At 36.4% G+C, this 23,739-nt stretch carries 29 protein-coding genes; 17 read left to right on the top strand and 12 right to left on the bottom strand.

Annotated features, from left to right (window positions below):
• Positions 1–102: 102 nt before the first annotated feature.
• The 3 genes from LDM93_RS03765 (at position 103) to LDM93_RS03755 (ending at position 2,194) form a co-directional block, all read left to right on the top strand.
• A complete protein-coding gene (locus LDM93_RS03765; RefSeq protein ID WP_223890733.1) occupies positions 103–540 on the top strand; it encodes an Hsp20/alpha crystallin family protein in 438 nt (145 codons plus the stop codon).
• Between the two features lie 127 nt (positions 541–667).
• Positions 668–1,228: a CDP-alcohol phosphatidyltransferase family protein gene (locus tag LDM93_RS03760; RefSeq protein ID WP_223890732.1), complete on the top strand. Its 561-nt coding sequence runs from the start codon at positions 668–670 to the stop codon at positions 1,226–1,228.
• Positions 1,229–1,243: 15 nt separating this feature from the next.
• Positions 1,244–2,194, top strand: coding sequence for a ribonuclease Z (locus LDM93_RS03755; RefSeq protein WP_238480472.1), 951 nt, complete (start codon positions 1,244–1,246; stop codon positions 2,192–2,194).
• A gap of 46 nt (positions 2,195–2,240) precedes the next feature.
• Here the strand turns inward: LDM93_RS03755 and LDM93_RS03750 are convergent, their stop codons facing one another.
• The 4 genes from LDM93_RS03750 to LDM93_RS03735 all read right to left on the bottom strand — a co-directional run bounded on the left by LDM93_RS03750 (position 2,241) and on the right by LDM93_RS03735 (position 4,700).
• Positions 2,241–3,008 carry an RMD1 family protein gene (locus LDM93_RS03750; RefSeq protein WP_223890730.1) on the bottom strand — a complete coding sequence of 256 codons (768 nt, stop codon included), beginning with the start codon at positions 3,006–3,008 and terminating at the stop codon, positions 2,241–2,243.
• A 134-nt stretch (positions 3,009–3,142) separates the two neighbouring features.
• Complete coding sequence (locus LDM93_RS03745; RefSeq protein ID WP_223890729.1) at positions 3,143–3,976, bottom strand: thioredoxin family protein; 834 nt, start codon at positions 3,974–3,976, stop codon at positions 3,143–3,145.
• Entirely contained in the window at positions 3,976–4,170 is a 195-nt protein-coding gene (locus tag LDM93_RS03740) for a hypothetical protein (protein WP_223890728.1), read from the bottom strand. The genes LDM93_RS03745 and LDM93_RS03740 overlap by 1 nt, the downstream gene beginning before the upstream one ends.
• On the bottom strand, positions 4,167–4,700 hold the full coding sequence (locus LDM93_RS03735; RefSeq protein WP_223890727.1) for a carboxymuconolactone decarboxylase family protein: 534 nt from the start codon (positions 4,698–4,700) through the stop codon (positions 4,167–4,169). The genes LDM93_RS03740 and LDM93_RS03735 overlap by 4 nt, the downstream gene beginning before the upstream one ends.
• Before the next feature lie 109 nt (positions 4,701–4,809).
• Here LDM93_RS03735 and LDM93_RS03730 point away from each other — a divergent pair, with 109 nt between their 5' ends.
• On the top strand, positions 4,810–5,487 hold the full coding sequence (locus LDM93_RS03730) for a MerR family transcriptional regulator (RefSeq protein WP_223890726.1): 678 nt from the start codon (positions 4,810–4,812) through the stop codon (positions 5,485–5,487).
• Between the two features lie 22 nt (positions 5,488–5,509).
• Here the strand turns inward: LDM93_RS03730 and LDM93_RS03725 are convergent, their stop codons facing one another.
• Together LDM93_RS03725 and LDM93_RS03720 are read right to left on the bottom strand one after the other, a co-directional pair.
• Positions 5,510–6,274, bottom strand: a complete 765-nt coding sequence (locus LDM93_RS03725; RefSeq protein ID WP_223890725.1) for an endonuclease/exonuclease/phosphatase family protein — start codon at positions 6,272–6,274, stop codon at positions 5,510–5,512.
• 56 nt (positions 6,275–6,330) lie between these two features.
• Positions 6,331–7,188, bottom strand: coding sequence for a TIGR01777 family oxidoreductase (locus LDM93_RS03720; protein WP_223890724.1), 858 nt, complete (start codon positions 7,186–7,188; stop codon positions 6,331–6,333).
• Between the two features lie 193 nt (positions 7,189–7,381).
• Here LDM93_RS03720 and ppsA point away from each other — a divergent pair, with 193 nt between their 5' ends.
• Positions 7,382–9,802, top strand: coding sequence for a phosphoenolpyruvate synthase (gene ppsA / locus LDM93_RS03715; RefSeq protein WP_223890722.1), 2,421 nt, complete (start codon positions 7,382–7,384; stop codon positions 9,800–9,802).
• Between the two features lie 38 nt (positions 9,803–9,840).
• Positions 9,841–11,241: an MBL fold metallo-hydrolase gene (locus tag LDM93_RS03710; protein WP_223890720.1), complete on the top strand. Its 1,401-nt coding sequence runs from the start codon at positions 9,841–9,843 to the stop codon at positions 11,239–11,241.
• Positions 11,242–11,300: 59 nt separating this feature from the next.
• On the opposite strand, the gene LDM93_RS03705 is transcribed toward LDM93_RS03710, so the two are convergent.
• Both LDM93_RS03705 and nhaA read right to left on the bottom strand, forming a co-directional pair.
• Positions 11,301–11,438: a hypothetical protein gene (locus tag LDM93_RS03705; RefSeq protein WP_223890718.1), complete on the bottom strand. Its 138-nt coding sequence runs from the start codon at positions 11,436–11,438 to the stop codon at positions 11,301–11,303.
• 86 nt (positions 11,439–11,524) lie between these two features.
• Positions 11,525–12,712: a Na+/H+ antiporter NhaA gene (nhaA, locus tag LDM93_RS03700; RefSeq protein ID WP_223890717.1), complete on the bottom strand. Its 1,188-nt coding sequence runs from the start codon at positions 12,710–12,712 to the stop codon at positions 11,525–11,527.
• Positions 12,713–12,834: 122 nt separating this feature from the next.
• Between nhaA and LDM93_RS03695 the strand changes: the two genes are divergently transcribed.
• From LDM93_RS03695 to LDM93_RS03670, 6 genes are all read left to right on the top strand, one after another.
• Positions 12,835–13,029: a hypothetical protein gene (locus tag LDM93_RS03695; RefSeq protein WP_223890715.1), complete on the top strand. Its 195-nt coding sequence runs from the start codon at positions 12,835–12,837 to the stop codon at positions 13,027–13,029.
• A 1-nt stretch (position 13,030) separates the two neighbouring features.
• Positions 13,031–13,228, top strand: coding sequence for a hypothetical protein (locus LDM93_RS03690; RefSeq protein WP_223890714.1), 198 nt, complete (start codon positions 13,031–13,033; stop codon positions 13,226–13,228).
• 65 nt (positions 13,229–13,293) lie between these two features.
• A complete protein-coding gene (locus LDM93_RS03685) occupies positions 13,294–13,734 on the top strand; it encodes a DoxX family protein (protein ID WP_223890712.1) in 441 nt (146 codons plus the stop codon).
• Positions 13,727–15,454, top strand: a complete 1,728-nt coding sequence (locus LDM93_RS03680; protein ID WP_223890711.1) for an FMN-binding glutamate synthase family protein — start codon at positions 13,727–13,729, stop codon at positions 15,452–15,454. Before LDM93_RS03685 ends, LDM93_RS03680 begins: the two co-directional genes overlap by 8 nt.
• 105 nt (positions 15,455–15,559) lie before the next feature.
• The gene (locus LDM93_RS03675; protein WP_223890710.1) at positions 15,560–16,129 is read left to right on the top strand and encodes a DUF2202 domain-containing protein; all 570 of its coding nucleotides are present in this window, start codon (positions 15,560–15,562) and stop codon (positions 16,127–16,129) included.
• A gap of 6 nt (positions 16,130–16,135) precedes the next feature.
• On the top strand, positions 16,136–16,558 hold the full coding sequence (locus tag LDM93_RS03670) for a hypothetical protein (protein WP_223890709.1): 423 nt from the start codon (positions 16,136–16,138) through the stop codon (positions 16,556–16,558).
• Positions 16,559–16,643: 85 nt separating this feature from the next.
• Here LDM93_RS03670 and LDM93_RS03665 read toward each other — a convergent pair whose 3' ends face one another.
• Together LDM93_RS03665 and LDM93_RS03660 are read right to left on the bottom strand one after the other, a co-directional pair.
• On the bottom strand, positions 16,644–17,813 hold the full coding sequence (locus LDM93_RS03665) for a HAMP domain-containing sensor histidine kinase (RefSeq protein WP_223890708.1): 1,170 nt from the start codon (positions 17,811–17,813) through the stop codon (positions 16,644–16,646).
• The gene (locus LDM93_RS03660) at positions 17,813–18,487 is read right to left on the bottom strand and encodes a response regulator transcription factor (RefSeq protein ID WP_223890707.1); all 675 of its coding nucleotides are present in this window, start codon (positions 18,485–18,487) and stop codon (positions 17,813–17,815) included. Before LDM93_RS03660 ends, LDM93_RS03665 begins: the two co-directional genes overlap by 1 nt.
• Before the next feature lie 110 nt (positions 18,488–18,597).
• On the opposite strand from LDM93_RS03660, the gene LDM93_RS03655 reads away from it, so the two are divergent.
• Entirely contained in the window at positions 18,598–18,999 is a 402-nt protein-coding gene (locus LDM93_RS03655) for a hypothetical protein (protein ID WP_223890706.1), read from the top strand.
• A gap of 83 nt (positions 19,000–19,082) precedes the next feature.
• Positions 19,083–19,349: a hypothetical protein gene (locus tag LDM93_RS03650; protein WP_223890705.1), complete on the top strand. Its 267-nt coding sequence runs from the start codon at positions 19,083–19,085 to the stop codon at positions 19,347–19,349.
• 87 nt (positions 19,350–19,436) lie between these two features.
• On the opposite strand, the gene LDM93_RS03645 is transcribed toward LDM93_RS03650, so the two are convergent.
• Positions 19,437–19,742: a c-type cytochrome gene (locus LDM93_RS03645; RefSeq protein WP_223890704.1), complete on the bottom strand. Its 306-nt coding sequence runs from the start codon at positions 19,740–19,742 to the stop codon at positions 19,437–19,439.
• Between the two features lie 147 nt (positions 19,743–19,889).
• On the opposite strand from LDM93_RS03645, the gene LDM93_RS03640 reads away from it, so the two are divergent.
• From LDM93_RS03640 to mrtJ, 3 genes are all read left to right on the top strand, one after another.
• The gene (locus tag LDM93_RS03640) at positions 19,890–21,176 is read left to right on the top strand and encodes a hypothetical protein (protein WP_223890703.1); all 1,287 of its coding nucleotides are present in this window, start codon (positions 19,890–19,892) and stop codon (positions 21,174–21,176) included.
• Positions 21,177–21,254: 78 nt separating this feature from the next.
• Positions 21,255–23,033: a choice-of-anchor F family protein gene (locus tag LDM93_RS03635; protein ID WP_223890700.1), complete on the top strand. Its 1,779-nt coding sequence runs from the start codon at positions 21,255–21,257 to the stop codon at positions 23,031–23,033.
• An 8-nt stretch (positions 23,034–23,041) separates the two neighbouring features.
• Positions 23,042–23,470 (top strand): JDVT-CTERM system glutamic-type intramembrane protease, encoded by a 429-nt coding sequence (mrtJ, locus tag LDM93_RS03630; protein ID WP_223890699.1) that lies wholly within the window; start codon positions 23,042–23,044, stop codon positions 23,468–23,470.
• 1 nt (position 23,471) lies between these two features.
• On the opposite strand, the gene LDM93_RS03625 is transcribed toward mrtJ, so the two are convergent.
• Positions 23,472–23,732, bottom strand: a complete 261-nt coding sequence (locus LDM93_RS03625; protein WP_223890697.1) for a hypothetical protein — start codon at positions 23,730–23,732, stop codon at positions 23,472–23,474.
• Between the last annotated feature and the right edge of the window lie 7 nt (positions 23,733–23,739).

Here is a 23,739-nt window from a genome sequence, read left to right as displayed (position 1 = left end):
TGGTAACTATACTACAGAATGCAAACGATACATATGTTTGACAAGTATATAAAAAAGTTATATACTAATAAAATAACATATAATAAACCTAAAGGAGCAATAATGTTATTAACGAAATTTGATCCAATGAGAGAGTTTAGAGATTTAGAAGAGAGAATGGCGGGGGCATTAAAATTTCCGGAAATTGAAAGTGAATTTTCAAATGTTTCGGGTTTTACGCCCTCTGTCAATACGAGAGAAGGAGATTATGCCTATCATGTAGAGGTAGATCTACCGGGCGTTAAAAAAGATGATATCCATGTGGATCTCAAAGACAATGTTTTAACTATTTCAGGTGAGAGAAAAACAAAGAAAGAGATCAAAGAGAAAGATTACTATAAGAAGGAAAGCTCTTATGGTAAGTTTCAAAGAAGTTTTACACTTCCTGATAATACAGATGCCGAAAATATCGAAGCAAATTCTCAAGATGGAGTACTGGAAGTAGTGATTCCGAAGATGAAGAAAAGTAAAAAAGAGACTAAGAAAATCAAAATTAAGTAGTCTCTTTCGCAATGAAGAGGAGCGTATTCCTCTTCATTAACTATTGAATGTCATGTTTGCATACATTGCAGCTCTTATAGTAACTTTCACTCATATTAGCAGGGTAATATCATAGATAGGAGCTTTTATGTTGTCACACAATATCCCTAACACATTAAGTTTATTTCGTATTATTGCAGCACCATTTATACTGCTTGCTGGATGGTTTGAAATGCCCATACTCTTTTTTATACTTTTTGGAATGCTGCTGCTTTCAGATGTACTTGACGGGATTATAGCACGAGTGTTAGATCAAACCAGTGAACTAGGTTCTAGGCTCGATAGCTATGGAGATATATTGACCTACCTTTGTACACCTATCGCAGTCTGGTGGCTGTGGCCAGATATCGTGAAAGAAGAACTTTACTATATCGTTGCTGCAATTGTGATCTATATACTGCCTGCCATTTTTTCTCTTTTAAAATTTGGGAAGCTTGCCAGTTATCATACATGGATCACTAAAATCTCTGCGGTACTGATGAGTGCCGGTGTGCTGGTGCTTCTTGTCTTTGATGATAACCTTTTGTTCCATAGTGCGATCTATTTTTTAGTGATTGCAATGATTGAAAATATTGCTATCACCCTCATCATTTCAAAACAGAAAAGCAATATCCATTCTATCTGGCATGCCTGGAATGAGAGATCATAGACAAAGGAGAAAATGGTGCAACTGACATTCTTAGGTACAAGTGCCGGAAAACCGACTAGAGAAAGAAATGTTTCTGCAATTGGATTAGAGTTTGAGCAAGACAACAAGTGGTACTTATTTGATTGCGGTGAAGGAACACAGCATCAGCTGATACGATGCAGTCTCTCCATCGGAAAACTCGACACTATTTTTATTTCGCATATGCATGGAGATCATTACTATGGTCTTCCAGGGCTGTTGAGCTCTAAAAAACTTGATACCGCATTCAGACCTCTAACCATATATGGACCAAAAGGCATCAAAAAATTTCTAGAGTGTGTCATGGATGTTTCATTTGAGAACTTGAATTATGAGCTGAAGATCATAGAATTTATAGCTGAAGATTCTTTTCTTTTTGACAAGTTTTCATTGAAGGTCTTAGCACTTGAGCATTCCATAGAAAGTTTTGCTTTTTATATAAAAGAGAACGATACAGATGACAAGATAAATGAAGAAAAATTAAGAGAAATAGGGCTGGAACCATCACCACTGTATGGTGAATTACAAAGAGGAAAAAGTGTCATTTTTCAAGGGAAAGAACTCAAACCTGAAGAGTATACGCTTGCCCCTATACAAGGAAGATCATTGATCATAGCAGGGGACAATAGAAAGCCTGATGTTTTAGGAGACTATCTGGAAGACCTTGATCTGTTGGTACATGAATGCACCTACACGCAAGATGATTACGATAACCTTGCAGTTAAAGTGATGCATACCACGGCTAAAGATCTTGGTACTGTTGTTCAGGAAAACCGTGTAAAAAATCTGATCGCCACACATATTAATCCAAGGTATAATATGAAGAGCGAAAAAGGAGTAGAGTTGATCTATAATGAGATAAAGCAATCGTACAAAAACAGACTTTTTATAGCCAATGACTTTGATGTCTATCGTCTAGGTAGAGATGGTGTCATTGAAGTATTGTAGAGTATCACCATTTAGCTTATCTTATAATTTCAAAGATACTTAAATTCTATGATATAAAATCATTGAAGATAAATAAAATAATCTCTATTGCAATAAGAATAATAATTATCCATTCTAAAATACTGCTGTGTTTATGGTTTTGCTCATCTGCAAGAATAGCTAATATCTCCTGCATTACATTCATTTTTCTGTTAAGAATTTCGATACGTGGTTGCAGTTCGAGATACTTTCTCATACTTTGATAGTAAATATCCAGTTCAGGATACTCCCAGAAAAACTCTGGTGTATCTAAAAGTTCAAAATGTAAATATATGTTTGACTTCGTAATAAAAAGGCGTCCTCTTTCTTTGGCTATTTCCCGTCTACTCATGTGGACACGACCATTTTCTGCAAGATCCAAAGGAATATGTTCAGTTTCTTCGAGTGTTTTTTTAATCGAGTCTTCAAATTTCCCCATCATTATAGACTGCTCAATAGCATAGGATATGGAAAGTTTTTTTAATTCATCATCAGAATCGATATAGATGGTATCTAACTCAATTTTGACTGGCTGAATTGTAGAAATATGATACTTGTAGTCCTCTAAGATTTTTATTGCACCAATAGAGGAACTGATTGTTTTCAGAAAGTATTCCTCATCTTCAAAATCCCAGAAGACAGCAACACCATATTTAAACAAAAAACAGAGATTGTTGTCTTTTGCAATGATGAGAACATCTTTTAAAGCTTTTGCGCGAAAAGTACCAAGCACTTCTTTCCTGATTAGGTCAAAATCAAAACCATCAGCAAATTTATATGCTTTTATGATCCCCATGTATTGGTCCTTTATATTTTCCTAGATTATATTATAGACTAAAAATGCATCTTATATCTTTTAGTTGAAAAAAAAGCAAATATTTACATCTTATTTAACTTAAGTGCACATATATGATAGATAGTTTGAATATATTATTTTGCTAAATTGTCTGATTTCAGTATATAAGTAAATTCATCTTTATTGTTGTAACCGATGACATTTTGATAGCTTTTTTGTGTCTTATAGTCTATAAAATGTATGATAGGTGTAAATCCCGTATCAAATTCCTTTGGAAATGGATCTTTTTCTTTATTCAGAATAAGAGGAATATAGTTTTTTTGTATAAGAGCATTTACCTCATTTTTAAGCAGTACTCTTTGTTCAAATTTTCTACACCAGGGACAGAAATTCGACACCAGTACAAGCATGATATTTTTTTGTAGTTTTTTGGATTTCTTGACCGCTGCATCATAATTTGTTTCATATTTCATTTCAGATGCAAAGTTCTCTTCGTTGATGATTACTTTAGTGAGTTTTTTGTTTTCTTCTATATATTGTTCTGAGAACTTTGCAAGCATTGTGTCCAAGGTATCTTCAAATACATCCTCTGGATCATCACCATTATTCAATACAAAGTGCCCCATATTTTGGTACGTCAATGCAAATGTTTTTTCATTGTTGTCTAAACGTTTTACTTCTTCACCAATGATCAGTTGAATATTGATCATCGTATTCTCATCGACCTTTGTTTCATTGACCAGTACAGCTAAAGATCTCGGGTCATAACCTGTGGTATCGATCTTCAAGTCATCGGTCACTGTTTGTAAATTTTCCATGATCATACTTTTATATGATTTGGGAATCGTTTTACCGGATATTTCCACCACTAAATAAAGTTTGTTGACCCCGGATAGAGTAAATATCGTCGAAGCGTTTGTCATGATATTGGTTAAAAGTACCAAGAGAAGTATTTTTCTTAATTTCATTAGGGTTTACTCACTTTATTGGCTCTGTAATGTGTCTTTTTCGTTTTTGGATTTTCGGGACCTCTAAACGCAGCATCCTTCTCATCCCAGTCCAGTTTTTTAGCCTGTTGTTCATAGGGTGCTCCAACAAGATAGAAGATAAAATCCCAAGCTCCAATGAGAAATTTCTTTATAAGTCCGAATATAGTTTTCATGACTGTCCCAAACCAAATACATTTGAAAGGGTATTGATATAGTTAAAATACCCTGTAATAGATACAGCTTCAAGAATTTGAATGTCACTGTAGCCATATTCTTTCAGTGCATCTATCTCTTCTTTTAGGATTTTATAATTCTCTTTTCCAGAGGCTTTGATACAAAAATTCAATAGGGCCTTCTCACTCTCTGGAACATGCATGGCATCAACACCCTGAAGTACTTCTTTGATTCGATCTTCAGACATACCAAGCATTTTTGCAATACCTTTGTGTACATCGACACACATTTTGCAACCATTCTCCAAAGAGATGAGCAGGGCGATGGATTCTTTCGTATCATAAGAGAGTGTTGTTTCATCTAAAAGATACTTCTGAATCATTCCATCCGTTGCAAAATAGATCTTTTCATCCAAGGCTAACAGTTTAAATATTTCACCCAATTGTCCTGTTTGTTCCAAGATGGGTTGTGCTCTTTTCTGAATTTCTGGAGACATGTCTTCAAATTCTGGTAATGGTATGTGTGCCATTTCTTTCCTTAGTGTAATGATGGTTTATAAAAAACGTAAAGTTTAACTTAACGTTTTAAATTATATGCTATAATTCTTTAAATTAAAGTTAATTGTAAAAGGCAGAAAGATGGAATATAAGATATCTGAACTTGTGGCAAAGACAGATGTTCCTAAATCAACGATTTTGTATTACATCAGAGAAGGCTTACTCCCTGAAGCAAAGAAGATCAAATCCAATGTGCATCGATACAGTGATGAACACATTGAACTTATTCATTATATTAAATATATGAAAGAAGAGATAGGCAGTACCAACGAGCAGATCAAGTTTGCTCTACAGAATCAAAATCAGTCTTTATCCAGTTCAGCAACCATGTTGCAGCCATTGATGAATACACTCAGTGATATCCCTTCAGATGCGAAGCATTATACCAAAGAAGAATTTATTGAATATTACAAGGTTGATACAACGCTTTTAGAAGCGCTTTTACAGGATGGTATATTGTTACCTTTACATGAAGATGATTATACAGAGAGAGAAGCGAGTATCATTAGGTTAGTGATGTATTTTAAGGAAGTGGGAGTAGATCACACTGTTTTAAAAGCATATGCCCATCATGCCAAGGCACTCAGTGAACTTGAGTATCAAATGCAAGCCAAGCTTTGCAGTGTACGTGATGAGAAAAACTTTTCAACACTTTGGAAGATCATGTTCGAAAGTTTATTTAATGCCAAAACTTACCTCTTTAACCGTAATACTTATCGTGTTTTGCTCAATGCAGTGAAGAATGAAGTGAAACAATGATCCTTATATAAAACTATCTCTCTTAGTGCTTGGTGAATTTAGCAAATAAAGGATGATGATCAGACAGGTTATGGTTTCTTTCTATACTCTGCTCAACAAGTTCAATACCTCTGTAAAAAATAAAGTCTAAATGATTTCTCATAAAAGACTTCACTCTATCACTTTTGGAAAATGGTACAGGATCAAAGTTCAGTTCTTTCATTTTGTTGTGGAGGAATTTCATTCTGCGTTTATTCCAGGAATTAAAATCGCCGGCAATGATCATCGCCCCGTCGTAATCATCGATGATATGCATGATGTTGTCTATCTCTTTGTAGTAGTGTCTATTTTCTCTAAAATTGATCGCATGTAGATTTAAGATCAATAATGGGGAACCGTCTGCAAAGGAGTGTCTGGTTAAAAGCAGACTTTTACGCGGGCCGAATATGAGTTCTTTCCCATGCGAGAGAAAAGGCTTACTGTACTCTGTTTTGCACTTACTTGCTGTTAAAACACCATAAAAAGTAAGCCCTTTTTCTAAATTTGCTGCAGCATTAAAGGTGAGACTCGGAAGATTTAATTCTTTATTGTGTTTAAAATCAGCTTCCTGGAATAAATAGAAGTCAACAGGTTTCCTTTTAGAAAACTCTTCAATATAGTTACTGAATGAAAAAGTATCATTGTTCTTATGCACATTCCAGCAAAGCACACTGAATTCGTTTGGAACAGTCTCATCACATACTTCATGAGAATAACTGTGATGATGCAGTGATGGTTTAATGATCAGAGATTTTAATTCGTTTAACATAAAATAATTATAGCATAAATACAGAGTACTTCTTTTCCTTGTACATCATGAAATATTTAATCTAATACTTCTCTAAGCGCCTCTTCTATGGTTGGGTATTTGAAGATAAAGTGATGTTTCACTAATCGTTCAGGAATAACACATTGTCCTTCGGTCAATACCGTTGCACCTTCTGAGTAGAGAAATCTCAGGACAAATTTTGGTAAGGGTATCACTGTCGGTCTATGCAAGATTTTGCCAAGTGTTTTAGTAAGCACCTTGTTTGTTACAGGGTAGGGTGCAGAGAGATTGAATGTCCCCTCCAGGTCATTGTTCTTAAATACAAAAAGATAAGCATTCAGAAGGTCCGTTATATGTACCCAGCTAAACGGTTCAGTCCCATCTCCTATAGTTCCTGCAATACCCAACTTGAATGATGGCAGCATTTTAGAGAGTGCTCCGCCTCCTTTTCCCAGTACAACGCCAAAACGAAAAATGACGACTCGGGTAAAATCATGCGCCTGTTGAGCTTCATATTCCCAATCTTTACAAATTTTTGCTAAAAAATTATCGGAGTAGATATAGTCTGATTCACTCATTGGACCGTTTGTAGCATAGATACCGATAGCGGAAGTAGAGATAAAAAGTTCCGGTTTCTTTTTCATGTGAGACATAGCTGTTACAATCTTCTTGGTCGTGACGATCCTGCTATCATAGAGTACTTTTTTATAGGCATCATTCCACCGATGGATTATGGGTGCACCGGCAAGATTGATAATGATATCTACACCTTCAAGCACCTTGGTGATCTCTACAATATCTTTTTTGGTATCTTCTTTACCTAAAGGGAGCACATCAAAGCCTTCTGCCTTGAAAAAAGATTGCATATTTTCCCCTATAAAACCATTGGCTCCTATAATTGCTATTTTCTTCATGACGATAACCTCCATTATTTTGAGTGTAAAGAAACAACTCTTGATAACTTACATACACTTGATAGCAGATCGATTACTCTGTTATTTTAAATGTATTTTATGCAATACTTGTGTAGTTGTAATAAATACATATTATAATAAAATATATTCTGTTGTTAACTATTTATGAGTAGAATGATAAAAAGGATAGATTATGTCTCAGTATATTAAATGGTTTAATGAACTTGGTATTGAAGATGTTGATCTGGTGGGTGGTAAAAATGCTTCGCTAGGTGAGATGTATCAAAATCTTACGCAAGAAGGTATACGTATCCCTAATGGCTTTGCGATTACTGCAGAAGCGTATCGAGCAATACTCGATACCAACGATGCCTGGGAGAAGTTACATGCCCAGCTTGACAGTTTGAATCCTGATGATGTGGTCCAACTGCAAGCATGTGGGAAGCGTTGTCGAGAGATCATCTATGAGTGTAAACTTCCTGATACTATGGTTGCACAGATAAGCGACGCTTACGAAGCACTTAAAGTGGAGTATGGTGAAGATATAACGCTGGCGATAAGAAGTTCGGCAACGGCTGAAGACTCTCCTGAAGCCTCTTTTGCAGGACAGAATGAGAGTTATCTTAATATTCATGGCTTAGATGCTCTTTTGGAAGCTTATAGGCGCTGTTTGGCTTCTAATTTTACTGATCGTTCCATACATTACAAGTTTGACCATGGGTTTGACAACCTGAAAGTCTATTTGAGTGTGGTTGTAATGAAAATGGTCAGAAGTGATATAGGTGAGAGCGGAGTCATGTTTTCCATTGATTCTGAGACTGGTTTTAAGGATGTGGTCTTTATCAATGCTGCGTATGGTTTAGGGGAGAATATTGTTCAAGGAAGCATTGCTCCAGACAGTTTCTATGTGCATAAACCTACGTTTAAAAAAGGCCACCGTACAGTACTCAAAAGAAGACTTGGCGATAAAGCACTCAAAATGGTCTTCTCAGAGGCTATTCATCAGGGTAATCTTGCTGTGGAGTATACGAAAAACATAGATACCCCTAAAGCTGATCAAAGACGGTTTTGTATCGATGATAATGATGTACTTCTTTTGGCTGATTACGCTATAAAAATTGAAGAGCACTATTCAAAACAGGCAGGATATAAGAAGCCGATGGATATGGAGTGGGCAAAAGACGGGTTGGATGGACATATTTATATCGTGCAGGCACGTCCGGAAACGGTGGAATCAAGAAAAGAAGGTACACAGTTGGAAATGTATCATCTTAAAGAACGTAGTGAAGTATTGCTTGAAGGACAAGCCGTAGGTACAAAGATAGGTTCGGGAAAAGTATGTAAGATCGTTGATGCAAGTAAACTGGATAATTTTAAAGCAGGTGATGTATTGGTTGCAGAAACGACCAGCCCTGACTGGGAGCCTGTGATGAAAATTGCTTCTGCTATCGTGACAAACAGTGGGGGAAGAACATGTCATGCAGCCATCGTCTCAAGAGAGTTGGGTATTCCAGCGATAGTAGGGGCTGAAAATGCAGTAGGTATCTTAGAAGATGGTCAAGAAATTACTGTGAGTTGTGCCGAAGGTGAGATAGGTTTAGTGTATGAGGGAAAATTAGATTTTGAGATCATTAAAACAGACCTTAGCAGTGTATCGAAAACCAAAACTAAGATCATGATGAATCTTGGTAATCCTGATATGGCATTTTCATTGGCTTCACTGCCTGTTGATGGTATCGGGTTGGCACGAATGGAGTTTATCATCAATACTTCCATTAAAGTACATCCGATGGCACTGATACATCCTGAAAAAATTGATGAGGCTACAGATAAAAAAATCGGTCAACTTACAGCGGCATATGACAGTCCACAGTCATATTTTGTAAAAGTGCTCTCTGAAGGGGTAGCCACTATTGCTTCATCCGTTTATCCTAACCCATGTGTGGTAAGAATGAGTGACTTCAAATCCAATGAATATGCCTCTTTGCTGGGAGGAGAGTTCTTTGAAATCGATGAAGCCAACCCTATGATCGGTTTTCGTGGTGCATCACGCTATACACATCCAAACTATGAAGAGGGGTTTGCGCTGGAATGTGCAGCCATGAAACATGTGAGAGATGAGATGGGTTTTGATAATGTCATTTTAATGATCCCTTTTTGTCGTAGAGTAGAAGAGGGACAGAGGGTATTGGATGCCATGGAGAAATATGGTCTTAAACGTGGTGAAAACGGCTTAAAGGTCTATGTTATGTGTGAGATACCGAACAATGTGATACAGATAGATGCATTTTGTACGCTTTTTGATGGTATCAGCATAGGTTCTAATGACTTAACCCAATTGACACTTGGGGTTGATCGAGATTCTGAGATAGTGGCATTTGATTATGATGAACGTGATCCTGGTGTGATGAAAATGATAGAAATGGCAGTAGAAGGTGCTAAACGTAATCACCGACATAGCGGTATATGCGGGCAAGGACCTTCCGACTACCCGGAGATGGCAGAAGCTTTGGTAAAAATGGGCATAGAATCTATAAGTTTAAATCCTGATACAGTGCTACAGACTATTCAGAATATAAGTGAATTAGAAGCTCAGCATAAAGATATTATTTAAAAAGTAAAATAAAATATATTCATATAAAAGGAGTCATCATGGCAACAGTAACCTCTTATGGCGCGGCAAAGGTAGTTACAGGCTCTTGTCATTTACTTGCGATCGAACATGGTCCTCGCATCCTCATTGATTGTGGAATGTTTCAGGGACCTGAAGAAGATCGTAATTATAGTGCATTCGATTTTGATCCTTCTGAGATAGATTATCTTCTTATAACCCATGCACACCTTGACCATGTTGGACGTATCCCCAAATTGGTAAAAGAAGGTTTTAATGGGGTGATCTATGCTACTGAAGCAACACGTGATATTTCAGAGATCATACTGCTTGATAGTGCAAAGATCATGAAAGAGGATTATAAGACTAATTTTAAAAAAGAACAGCGTCGCGGTAAAGAAGGAGAGGTAAGAGAACCTCTATATGATGAGGATGATGTTGAAGCATCTTTTGATCTTGTTTGGCATTATCCAGAATATGATAACTCCTCTCTTATTCAAGAAGGACTTAAAGTAACTTTTCGTGATGCTGGACATATTCTGGGGGCAGCTTTTATTGAAATTACTTATAAGGAAGATAATGTAGAACAGACCATCGTATTTTCAGGTGATATCGGCAATGATAACGATCTAGTGATGGAAGACTTGGAGAAATGTACTCATGCTAATTATCTGTATGTAGAATCAACTTATGGTGACAGAAACCATAAGGATATTGAAGCGAGTATCGTGGAATTTAAACGTGTTATTATTGATACATTACGTGATTGGGGAAATGTATTGATTCCTTCTTTTGCTGTGGAACGTACACAAGAGATACTATGTATTCTCAAGGAAATGCATGATAGAAAAGAACTTCCTCACTGTAAAATCTTTTTAGATAGTCCAATGGCTACACGTGCGACAGAAGTGTATAATAACCATAGTGACCTACTAAGCCAACAATGTCAGGATTACAAAAAAAGAGATGGGACGGTTTTTGATTTTGAAGATCTTGTCTATACACCCGATGTAGAAGGCTCCAGGGCTATTAATGAAGTAGATACCCGTGCCATTATCATTGCAGGGAGCGGTATGTGTACAGGGGGAAGGATCATCCATCATTTTAAAAATCGTCTTTGGAATCCTAAAAATGCTGTCATATTTGTAGGGTATCAGGCAGTTGGTACTTTAGGACGTCACATCGTTGACGGTGCGCGCTGGGTGAAGATCTTTCATGAAGATATACTGATCAAAGCCAGTATTCATACGATCAACGGTTTTTCTGCCCATGCCGATCAAGACGCGATCATTAAATGGATATCAAAAATGGAAGATCTTTACCGTGTATACCTTATACATGGGGAAGAGGACAAACAGGTGATACTGCGCAGTGTGATAGAAAATGCTTTAGGTAAAAAGGCACATATTGTAGAGCCTGAAGAAGTTATTTATCTGGGATAATGAGGTTGGGGCATTCCTCGTTCATGAGTAATAGTGAACGAGGTGAAAAGTAGCATGTTTTACTTTTTCTTTTTTTCTGCTTTTTCTTTTTTCTTATAGTCTTTAATATGTTTTTTGATCTCTTGCTTTAACTCTTTTTTGAGCATGCTGTCCATTTGCTTTTTGATGTATTTTTTAACTTTTTTCTTTTCAATCATTCTTGATCCTTTTATATTTGTAGGCTCTTACTTTATAACCTTATTATATGATAGAACAAAAAGACTTTAATTTCTCTAAAGTATCATTACTCCATCGGCGCTTGTTTGGTGGTTTTTAGACGTAAAATAAGATACCCTACAATAGCGGAGAGGAATGAACCGAGCAAAATAGCAAGTTTGTCAGCATAATGATAGATCTGTGTATCATTATAGGCCAGGGTATCGACAAAAAGACTCATGGTAAAACCTATACCTGTCAGGACACTGACCCCATACAGTAAGGTCCAGTTGCTTCCCTTCGGTAAAGATGCAAGTCCCATTTTGATGGCTAACCAAGAGAACCCGAATACGCCCACCTGTTTACCGATAAAAAGACCAAGCATGATTCCTAGTGGTACAGGACCAGCCATTTCTTCTATGGAGATACCTTTAAGATCAACACCGGCATTCACAAAAGCAAAGAGAGGCAAAATCATAAATATAACCCAGTTATGAAGATCATACTCCATCTCTTTTGCCATGGAGAAGCTATTACCTTCCTTATCTTTTGAAGAGAGAGGGATCATAAAAGCAAGTGCAACACCTGCAAGTGTCGCATGTACGCCTGACTTGAGTACTGAAACCCACAGGATGACCCCTACTACCATGTATGCTGATTTAATGGCAACATGCATACGGTTCATAATAAAAAGAATCATAAGTGCGATCGCTGCAATAGCAATAGATGTGGTTGAAAGTTCACTCGTATAAAAAAGTGCAATGATCACAATGGCACCCAAGTCATCTATGATTGCCAATGCCATCAAAAATATTTTTAAAGAGATAGGGATTCTCGTCCCTAGTAAAGATAAAATACCTAAAGCAAATGCTATATCTGTAGCAGTAGGGATCGCCCATCCATTCATAGAGAAATCTTCACCTTTATTAAATGCGATGAAGATCAAAGCAGGTACGATCATCCCACCTAATGCAGCGATGCCTGGTAAGGTGATCTGTGAAAGAGAAGAGAGGTGTCCCTGTTTCACTTCACGTTTAATTTCAAGACCTATAACAAGAAAAAATACTGCCATTAGACCGTCATTGACCCATAGAAGTAGAGGTTTGGCTATCTGAAGATCTCCAAAACGTATTTCAACGGGAGTATGTAGAAAACTTGTATAGAATTCTGACATAAAAGAATTTTCCAGGAGCAGTGCCAAGATAGTGACAAAGATCAGTAAAATACCTGCGGATGATTCTTTTTTAATGAACTCTTGAAGAAACTGTGTGAACATAATTTTAACCCTCTATTGTAAGTTGCATTATTTTAGCTAAAATTAACTAATCAAAATAAATGCTTAGTTAATATTGACAATTATATGAGAATGAACTAGAATAAGAATAAAGGAGTTGTCGTATGAAAAAGAAGATAGAAGAAGTTATAAATCAAGTGCAGAAATCAAGTAAAGTATCTGAGGAGAATAAACCATTGATCTTAGAGAAACTCGAAGAATGGAAAGAAGAAGATGATGCCATTGCAGAGGTATCTGTACGGTTTGAAAAATGGTGGATGGAGATGGAACCCATCTTCGCTGAATTGGGTTGGATATAATTTGGTAGAACTATATACACAATACACCTACGAAAAAAGATGGCAGAAAACCAGTCAAAAAGATGTTCTGCGTATGATAAAAGAAGAGATGCCTGAAACAGATGCCCAGGCTACTTTGAAGTATATTCTCGCGCAGATAGAAAAGGGAAAGATCATTACACTGGGTGAGTGTCGGTTTAGTTCTAAAGCTATATCATAGTCTATTTTATAGTTAAAGATCTATATACATTTATAAAGCTACACGATAAACTTAAAGGAGGGTTTATGAAAAATTTTATGAGTGAGGTCGCTGTTCTTTTTTCGTATCCTAAAAACCTCATTATATTAGTAATTAGACTGATCTTGGCATATGGATTTGCCACCCCGGCTTTACTTAAGATCAATAATTTAGAAGATACTGTCACCTGGTTTGACAGTATGTCTATACCTTTACCATTTTTATCAACCTATCTCGTTTCAAGCATTGAAACAATGGGTATCATATTTTTGTTTTTGGGACTGTTTACCCGTTATATTTCATTATTACTTTCATGTGTGATGATAGGTGCTATATTTTTCGTCCATATAGACAATGGATTTTCTGTTGCAGATAATGGATTTGAGATCCCACTTTATTATCTACTGTTTCTTGTATTTCTTGCCAGTTTTGGTGCAGGAAAATATAGTTTAGATAGAGTATTGTTCAAGGATGGTCTACATGACTAAAGAAGACTTATTCTCATATTTCCCTCTATTTTCTGCAGACTGGGGTGTGTTCATTAAACTCATACTCATAATATTGATATTGGTTCTTATCAATATTGCCATTTATGATAGATTTATACAAAGAAAAAATCAACTTCTTATTAATTTCCCGCTTATAGGGCGAATGAGATATCTTTTTTATATGTTGCGGAATCCAATGCGCCAGTATTTTGGTGATGAGACATTCTATGATTCTTTTGAAAAAATTGACTGGATCAATAAAGTTTCACATGGAGAAAACCCCTCTTTGTCCTTTTCACCCTCAAATCCTTACGGCAATCAAAAAACACTATTTAGACATGCCAATTTTGTCAATGAACTGCATGAAGTACAGGCTGAGTTTTCTGTATTGTTCGGAGAAAATAGAAAAATACCCTATGAAAGTAAAAGTATCATAGGCAGGTCTGCAATGAGTGATGGGGCTGTTTCACCGGAAGGTACACGTGCGTATGCACGTGGTGCATTCAATGGACAGTTTCCTATCAATACGGGAGAGGGCGGTTTGACTTCCAACTTCCTCGCTACACTCAACCTAAAAGATTGTGAGAATTCTTATCTTGAAATTAAAGAGGGAACCTGGTTTGCAAAGACTGTCTATAGAATCATGAGATTTTTTACCAATAGAGAAGTTTCACAACGCCTTTATAGACATATGGTCGTACGACAAAAAGACAGAGGTTCTTTTATTTTTGACAGAAGCAAATTGGTCTATTTCCGTATTAATTGGCATAGTCCGTTAGAATCATTTCCGGAAAGTATATCCGAAGGTATACCGGACATTACGTTCCAGATGGGAAGCGGTCTGTATGGTGTGAGAGATGAAGAGGGGAATTTTAGTGATGACCATTATCAAAAAGTGATGCGTTTTTGTCGTATGACTGAAGTGAAATTGGCACAGGGAGCGAAGCAGACAGGGGGAAAACTTCTTGCAACCAAAGTTAGTGATGACATTGCTTACTATAGAGGTATTCCTGCACATAAAGACCTTGTCAGCCCTAATCGTTTTCCTTATGCTACAGATATGGAGACATTTTTTGATTTTATCGAACGTTTACAGAAACTCTCAGATAAACCAGTAGGTTTCAAAATCGTAATCTCATCACGAGAGAATTTTGAGACGTATGCTAAAGCTCTGAAAGAAAGAGTATTAGAAGGAAAAGATATTGCTGATTTTATTACGATAGATGGCGGTGATGGCGGTTCTGCAACTGCACCGTTAGAGATGATGAGTAAAATTGGTTTACCGATACGTGAAGCACTCCTGATTGTCAATGAAGTGCTCAATGAGTATGAACTTAGAGAGCATATTAAGATCATAGCAAGTGAAAAAGTACTCACCCCTGATGATGTGGTTGAATTGCTGTGTCATGGCGCTGATTTTATCAATATTGCGAGAGGTTTTATGATCGCTGCAGGCTGTATACGTGCGAGGGAGTGTAGTGGTGCAAATGGAAGGAACTGTCCTGTAGGGCTTAATACAATGAATGAAGCCAAAAGAAGTAAGTATCTTGTCATTGAAAAATCAAAACATGTCGCATTCTATCATCATCAACTTCTTCATGGTGTACGTTCTTTACTTGCTGTGATGGGTAAGAGACATATCGATGAACTCAGTATGGATGATCTTATTAGTCATGCTAAAAAAACAGAAGAGAATCAACCATACTGTTCAACTGCATAATCAAAAGATCTACCTACATCTAAGTGTGATATTACTTTTCACACTTTCTTCATACTTCTATCTTATACTGCTCGTGTAATTATAAAACATTCTAAAAGGATTATCATGAATACGAATAATATTAAAAATAGAAGAAACTTTTTAACTAAAATGTTTGTTGCCGGAGCAAGTGGTGTAGCATTATTTTCATCTTCTGCCTATGCAAAAAAAGAAACGACAGATACCACTGTAGTACTGACGGAAGATCAAAAAGATATGCTCTTTTATATATACCAGGAAGAAAAAGTAGCCAGAGATGTATATATTACATTAGGTAATATTTATACCAATGAAAATACTTTTGCATCTATTCAGATATCTGAACAGAGACATATGGATTCTGCAAAAGAACTATGTGAAATATATGGTGTTGATACTTCAGAGGTAGATGAAGATGCTGTAGGAAGCTTTGTCTTACCTGTACTGCAAGAACTTTATGATACCTGTGTGGGTGAAGGTGAAACATCACTTCTTGATGCACTTAAAATAGGTGAATTGATTGAATACACTGACATAGAAGATTTGGAACATGCTGCTGAAGGTATGCCAGAGGATGTAGTATCTGTATTTGAAAGCCTTAAAGAAGGTAGTTTAAGTCATCTTGATGCATTTCAAACTGCGATTGAGAGAGCATAATAAATTATGCTCAAAAGCAATAGCAAGACTTTTTCATTGTTAGAGCCCAGTGATATACTTTCTCTCTACTATACATCACTGTATAGTGGCAATCTTAGTACGGTCAAAGAGTTGATGACCGGAGAATCTTACATAATGACCTTGGAGACATTCGGCTTGAGAGTGGCATTACATGACCAAGAGTTCAAGGCACAATTAAAAAAGATACAAGAAGATGAAGGTGCATTAGCAGAGGTTGAAAACAAGCTCTCTTTTGACCTCATTTCTAGAAAAGTTTCACCTGAAATAGATATCACGTCTGTATCATGGAATGGTGAAAAGCGTCAGACTATCGATTATACAGAAGATGGGAAAACGAAGAAACTTTACTTTTCAAAAGAAAAAGATGGATGGAAGATCAACTACTACGCAGGTCGGAAAGTAGAGTAAATATTCTAGTATTCTAGAGCATTTTAGCTTATTGAGAAAACTCTATAACTACGACCATCTTTTTATATATCAAAGCTATTATATATTATTTTTGACTTTTCTGTTCTGACCAAATTAATTTAAATTCACTTCCCTTGGAAGGTTCAGAATCCAATACGATCTTCATATGGTACTCTTTACAGATCTGATTGACGATATCCAGTCCCACTCCAAACCCGCCATGCAAACTCTGAGAGGATTTAAAACGCTCAAAGATAGTTTTTTGGTCTTCTTTTGAAATGCCGATACCATGATCTTTCACTGAAAAATACTGCTCTGTTAAAGTCACTTCTATTTGGCCATTTTTCTTAGAAAATTTTATGGCATTTGAGAGAAGATTGTCTATAAGCAATATTAGTTTTCGCTTATCCATGTGGATTATTTTATGTTCTAAAGCAGTACTGATCTGTAACCCTTTGAAGTGTATGAGTGTATCCATATACTTTATTCTTTCAAGGATAACCTCTTTAACATCGATGGGTGTGTCCTCATACTCTATATAGTCGTGAAAAGAAGCAAAAGAGAGGTCTCTGTAAAGACTGGAGAGGGTTTTGGTGGCTATATCTATACGATCAAGTGAGCGAAGCTGTTTAGTGCTTAGATTGTCTTTATCCATGTGCTCATAGCTCATCAGTATCGTACTGATGGGTGTGTTCATCTCATGCGTCGCATCTTTCATAAATTTCGTTAATGCAGAAATAGATTTTTTTACAGGTGAAAGCATGATCTTGGCCAAAAGAAATGCAACCAACAGAAGAAAGACAAATCCATACAAAGCTACCCTGATGATCTGTGCAAATATATCATCAAGTTTACTGGTATCAAGCGCTTTTGCAATGACAATATATTTGACCCCCAGATACTCTTTAAAAAGTGATTCGACAAGATAGTATTTGCCACTATTGTCATAAAAGAGTTTTGAGAAGTCTATAGTATTATCCATAAATGTTGAAGCGATCAATGCTCTTTGATTGTCATAGAGAGCAATATCATACCCCTCTTCATAAAAAGTGAACTGCTCACTTTGATTCATATGGTAGTATTCCAACTGTGCATTGATACTTCTTGCTTTATATCGCATTTCCATATGCATATTATCGATCAAAGATTTTTTCTGGTCTTCATAGTAAAGATAACCGATCCAGGTGGCCAATATACTGAGTGATCCAAGGTATACAACCATAAAGATAATAACACTTTTAGTACTTGCTTTCATCAGTTTGAAGTTTCCATTTCAAACCTGTAACCTAGACCTCTGAGGTTTTGTATCATATCTTTTGTAAGGTGTTTTCTAAGGTTTTTTATATGTGCTCTTAAAGATTCTGATGAAGGTGTTTCATCGTAATCCCAAACCACATCATAGAGACTTTCAAAGGTGACGACCTCATTGGGATGCTTCAAAAAGTACTTGAGTAATTTAAGTTCTTTTTGTGGTAAAGAAACACTCTCTCCTCCTGTATACAGTAATTCTGTATCTATATCAAAAGTGATATCTTTATCTATCTGGATCACTGTAGAGCGTTGTTGTGTAAAAGAACGCTTCTGGATATTTTTAATACGCAAAAGAAGTTCGGCAAGTTCAAAAGGTTTTTTGAGGTAATCATCAGCACCGCTTTCAAACCCTTTTGAAACATCATCGATGTCATTGAGAGAAGTGACGAATATCGTAGGGGTTGCATCACCATTGTCACGTAATGTTTTCAAGAGATCAAAACCTTTAATAGCTGGAACATTGACATCAAAGATATACAGGTCATACTGTGTTTCATAGGCTTTAGCCAGTGCTTCTTCTCCATCATACACAAGATCCAGTTCAAAATCATTGTCCTCAAGGTACTCGGACATAATATCTGCCAAACCTATGTCATCTTCCAATAATAAAATTTTCATCGACACTCCTGATATTTACTATGATTATAACATACTCAGTAAAAGAGTACTTCATACTTCTTTCATACTTTTCTACTATAATAAAAATATAAATTTAGAAAGGTGCTCGAATGATGAAATATAAATATATACTTCCCACTCTTTGTATATTTGGCACTCTTTCACTTCAAGCAGAAGAGAGCGGCTTAGAGAATATCCTTCAAAAAGCAGGTCAGAAACAGGCACTGGTTAAGCCTGCACCTACGAAAAAAAAAGTATCAAAGAAGAAACGCTTTGTATTTAAAGATGAATATAAATCAAATGGTATAGGATCAGGTAATGAGGCTAGGGCTGAAAAGAAATCAGAAAGTTTTGACTATGACAATAAGTCAAGGTTTAAATTTAAATTTAACGATGGTTCAGCACAGGGTAACTTCATGGGTGGATATGGAAATGCAGGCACGGGTGGATCAATGGGCGGCGGATCCATGGGTGGTGGCTCAGGCAGCGGAGGCGGAGGAGGTCGAAGATAGACTTCTTTTTCTTCATAGAAGCTTCACACTCTTTTCCTATACTTTGAATGTAACACATTATATTTACATACAAAGGATTGACCATGAAAAATACTTTATTAACGTTGAGTGCAGCAGCACTTTTGGCTACACCTTCTTTAGTTCTTGGAGAAGATAGTTTACAACAACATCTTAGAATGGAACAAAAACTTCAAGAACAGTATCAAAAGAGATTAAAAGACGGCAGTGGTGAAAAAAACCAATACAAATATGAAAAACAAAACCAATATAAGTATCAGGGTACAAATCCAAGTAGACCCAATAAAGGTTCGATGAGAGGATCAAAGGGCCGTGGTGGCGGTCGCCACTAACATATACAAAATTTAAATCGTTTTACGTATTTAAATTACTTTTTAAGGGTATTTATCTACAAATACCCTTTCTTCTGTAAATACTTCTTATTTTAGATCGTGAATATAGACAGCAACTTCATGGAGCTTTTCTTTAGTATAGTTTTTCACAAAAGTTTCTTTTACACTTTTAACAAAGGACAGAGCCTTTCTTTCTCCTGACGCATAGTTAACGACAGATTTCTCTATCTCTTCGACAGTCATATCTTTGATCGCTTTAGAAGTTCCCATAGCCTTCATATCCGCATTCATACCGTGGCAGCTTGCACATTTTTGCGCATAGATAGTGTTTGCTGGTGATGCAGAAAGAAAACTTACTGCAACAAGTGAAAATCCTATTTTTATGAATGTCATTCTATTCCTTTTATCAACTAATTTAACTTTATTATATACTTATATCATTTGAACTTAGGTTATATATCTTGTATATTTATAGTCAGTTGTGCTAGAATAAATTAAATAGTGCAAAGCTATTTTTTTAAAGAAAGGGGAGGGTATAGAATGATAAAAATAAACAGACAAAGTATGGTAGCAGTGGGGCTACTTGGATTCATCAGTTTGACAAGTGAAGTGAAGGCGGTGACTCTATTTGCTACACAGACAGGTATGGACTGTACAGCATGTCACATACAACATATAGAAAGGCTCAACAAATTTGGTAGAAAATTTTTGGCTTCAGGTATGACCATCAGCCAAAAATTTACAGATCCCAACAGCAATGGTTCAGATATTAATGCAGGAGTGATGTTTAAGTCTATCTATGAAAAAACAGATAATAAGCCGAGTGAGTCAGGAAAAGTTAAAGATACTACTGTAACCAATGACGGTATCTTATCTGTACCTCGTACAGCCGCGTTGTATGTTGGAGGAAGAGTAACAGAGAATTTCGGAACCCTTGTCAATCTTTCTTACAAATCTCAAAATGATAATTCCATTTCAGGGAAAATGGTTTATGCCCAAGAGATAGAAGATGGATATATGGGATTGGCAGCTTATTCTACAGCTGATTTTGGTCCATTCTCAGGTATGGAGATTTATAACTCAGGTCTCTATAAACCGTTTAGAACGTTTGATATAAGAAGACTCTCAAATGCACTTCAAGCAACAGAGATAGGTACAGGCTCTTCAACAGGACTTCAAGCTTACTATGACAAAGATGGTGCATTGGCAGATGGTGATCATATCTTTGCAACGGTGGGTATGTATGCTCAGGGGCAAGACAATGTTCAAATGGAACTTACAAGCAACCTGCTTCCTTTTGCCAGATTGGCATATGAGTATCCTGTAGGCAGTTATAACCTTATTTTGGGTGGATTTGCCATTAGCGGTGGAGATACAGTATCTGATGGAAGTTCTCTCAGTATCAAGCGTAAAACGTATGGAATGGATTTTATGGTTGAAGGGTACATCGGAGATAAAAGTGCTACTTTGACCATGAGTAAAGTCTTTAAAAATGAAGTGACCTATACAGGTATCGGTGCTGGGACATCCAAAGACCTTGATAATATAGATAATGAGGCATTCTCAGTAGGGGGTGAAGTGAATCTTATGCCAGGTTTTGGTGTGAAACTCGCTTATCTTACAATGAATGACCTTTATGGTTATCCAACGAAGAAAAGTCATATTAATGTAAAAGACTTAGATAATGCCATCACGGTGGGAATGGACTATTCATTTAAGTACTACCTTCCTATGAAGCTATCGATAGAACATAGCTGGGCCAAACCATCAAAATCAATTGTTGAAGACTATCGAGACTTTCTCATTAGTTTCAATATGCTGTTTTAAGAAAAATATAATTTAATACTTATTTAACACTTATAATATAAAATTAGGTGTTAAGTAGCAATATAGGGGAGAAAAACTATGAAAAAAAACTATAAAAATAAATTTTTAGGCATGAGCTTAGTGACAGCAATGTTGCTAGCTTCAAATGCATATGCGGGTAAGATTATCGGTGCTAATGTTGGTGATGCGCATGTTGCTAATAAACAGTATGGTTTTGGTGGATGGAACTTTAGTAATATAAATGTAATATTGTCAGATGGTGGTGATTTTAATACTACTACTGGTGTGTATGATCCAAGAATTTATGGTGATACTTTTTACTCTCAAGTGAAAAGTACTGTAGATAATACAACAGTATTGGCAACTGTTCATGGAAAGGATTGGCCAGTTGGAGAACCCGCTGGGATAAAAGTCATCAATGGTGATATTGGACAAGGTGGTAAACCAGAAAATTGTATTATGACGACTTCTTATTTGGATGAATTTAATACTGGCACAGGTGAAAGTGGATATCTTGATACAACTTCAGCTGATGGACCAGTTCCCGTTATATGTTCAAGTCCTTTTCAAACACACAAGCGTTTTAAAGTAAAAATGTTAGAAACTATGATAGATAATAATACTAGTGTAGGTGGATATTATGGTAATTATTTTGACCTGACTTTTAATCTTGAAGCAGGCGATAATACTACAAAACTGTATCAAGTACTACAAAAGATAAATAACTATACAACAAAAAGGCTCAATGGTTATAAGATTGAAGTACTTGATGCAAAGAAAGAAAAAAATCCAAATCTTACTCTCTCTATAGCAGTTGATACTTGGGGAGAGCAAGATTTTGCAAATTTTGCACATGGTTTATGGGGACCGGCAGATCAACATTTTGATACAAATGGTTTTTTTGATGATGTAAGGGCTTATTATCCAGCTACATTAAGTTCAGATAAATATACTATTTCTTATGTGGGCCCTATGCAAGGGGGTAACTATCAAACACTTTTTGGAAACTGGTTGACTTATAAGTGGGCACCTGTAGGTATTTTTTGGGATGATGATAAAGATCCTAGTACTGATAATGAACTTGTAGCATATTGGGGTGATCCACTTGGAACAGGCATTGGATGGTACAAAGGAAACGATACTAACTGGGAGAAACCAACTCCACAAGAACTTTTAGCTTGGGAGACTGATCCTTGGTATGAAATGGGTGTGATTGAGGATACATTGAATCTTGGACTGAACTATATTGTTGAAGTTGGAGATAATAACCTTATAGGTGACACATTCACTATTCGTATCACACCACATACAGATACAGATCAAGCACCACCAGTTCATTATGGAACAACACCAATAGTGATAATTCCAACTGAAAAAGGCGTTGTCGCGATATCTCCATCACCTACATTTTCACCCGGTGAGAATTTGACTGTTAGTGTAGCCGACACTGATCTAAATACGGATGTTTCAACGGAACAGAACATCACTATAGTCGTGAAAAACAGCACTGGTGATGAGGAAAATGTTTTATTGGTAGAAACAGATGTAAACAGTTCTATCTTTAAAGGTACATTGCCGACAGACAGCATTAATGTTGGTGGAGTGAACGATGGCACGATGACAACGATTGACGGAACAATAGTGACTGCGTACTATATAGACGTAAGTGAAAATGCAACGATAACAGCATCCACGACTGCAAGTACATCTTCAATTGTACCTTCAGATGATGAGAATCCAAGCAGTGGTGGTGGAGGTTGTACCTATAATCCTAACAACAAAGGCTTCGATATGACGTTCTTGTTGATGATGGCATTAGGACTTCTCTATCCGATTAGAAGAAGATTTATCAAGTAGTCTTCTCCTTGAATAAAATACACATACAATACGGAGTGGCCATTTTGGCTGCTCCACTATTTGTTCTTCTATACAACAGTATATTTCAACATCAAGCTTTTGACCTAGATCTATTGCACTTCGATACAAAATCACTGTTTTTTCTTATCGTTTTTTATCCGGTAGTGGAGGAATTGGCTTTTCGTGGAGTGATTCAGGAGTTCATTGCTTCAAAGACGAAACAGTATCCATCTCTTTTTTACATATCAGTTGCTAACTTCATAACATCTCTACTATTTGTTGCGATGCATTTCGTACATCATACACCGTTATGGGCAATGCTTGTTTTTGTACCTTCTTTGGTTTTCGGGTATTTTAAAGAGCAGTATGGACACATAGGTGCCAGTATCTTTCTTCACATGTTCTATAATGCGTGCTCTTTATTTTTGATATTGTAGGTTAGATGCACATAGCCTGTTTGATCTTCTCTTGATTAAGCTTCTTAATGAGTTTTGTTGAGAGTTCACCGTAACGTTCTTCATCAAGATTGAGATCAGCTTGTATCTCTTCTTGTGGCGTTTCTTCTGCCCATGATTTTAAGAGCTTTAACTCTTTCTTGGTAAGTTTTACCTTAAGTACTTCGAGAAGCTCTTCTGGCTCTTTAAGTGGATTTACAAGCTTTTTGATATGTTTTTCTATCTCTTCGTTTAGTGTTGACAATGTTTTT

The organism is Sulfurovum sp. TSL6 (assembly GCF_019972115.1).
Lineage (GTDB): Bacteria > Campylobacterota > Campylobacteria > Campylobacterales > Sulfurovaceae > Sulfurovum.
This window is presented reverse-complemented; position numbering and strand designations above follow the sequence as displayed.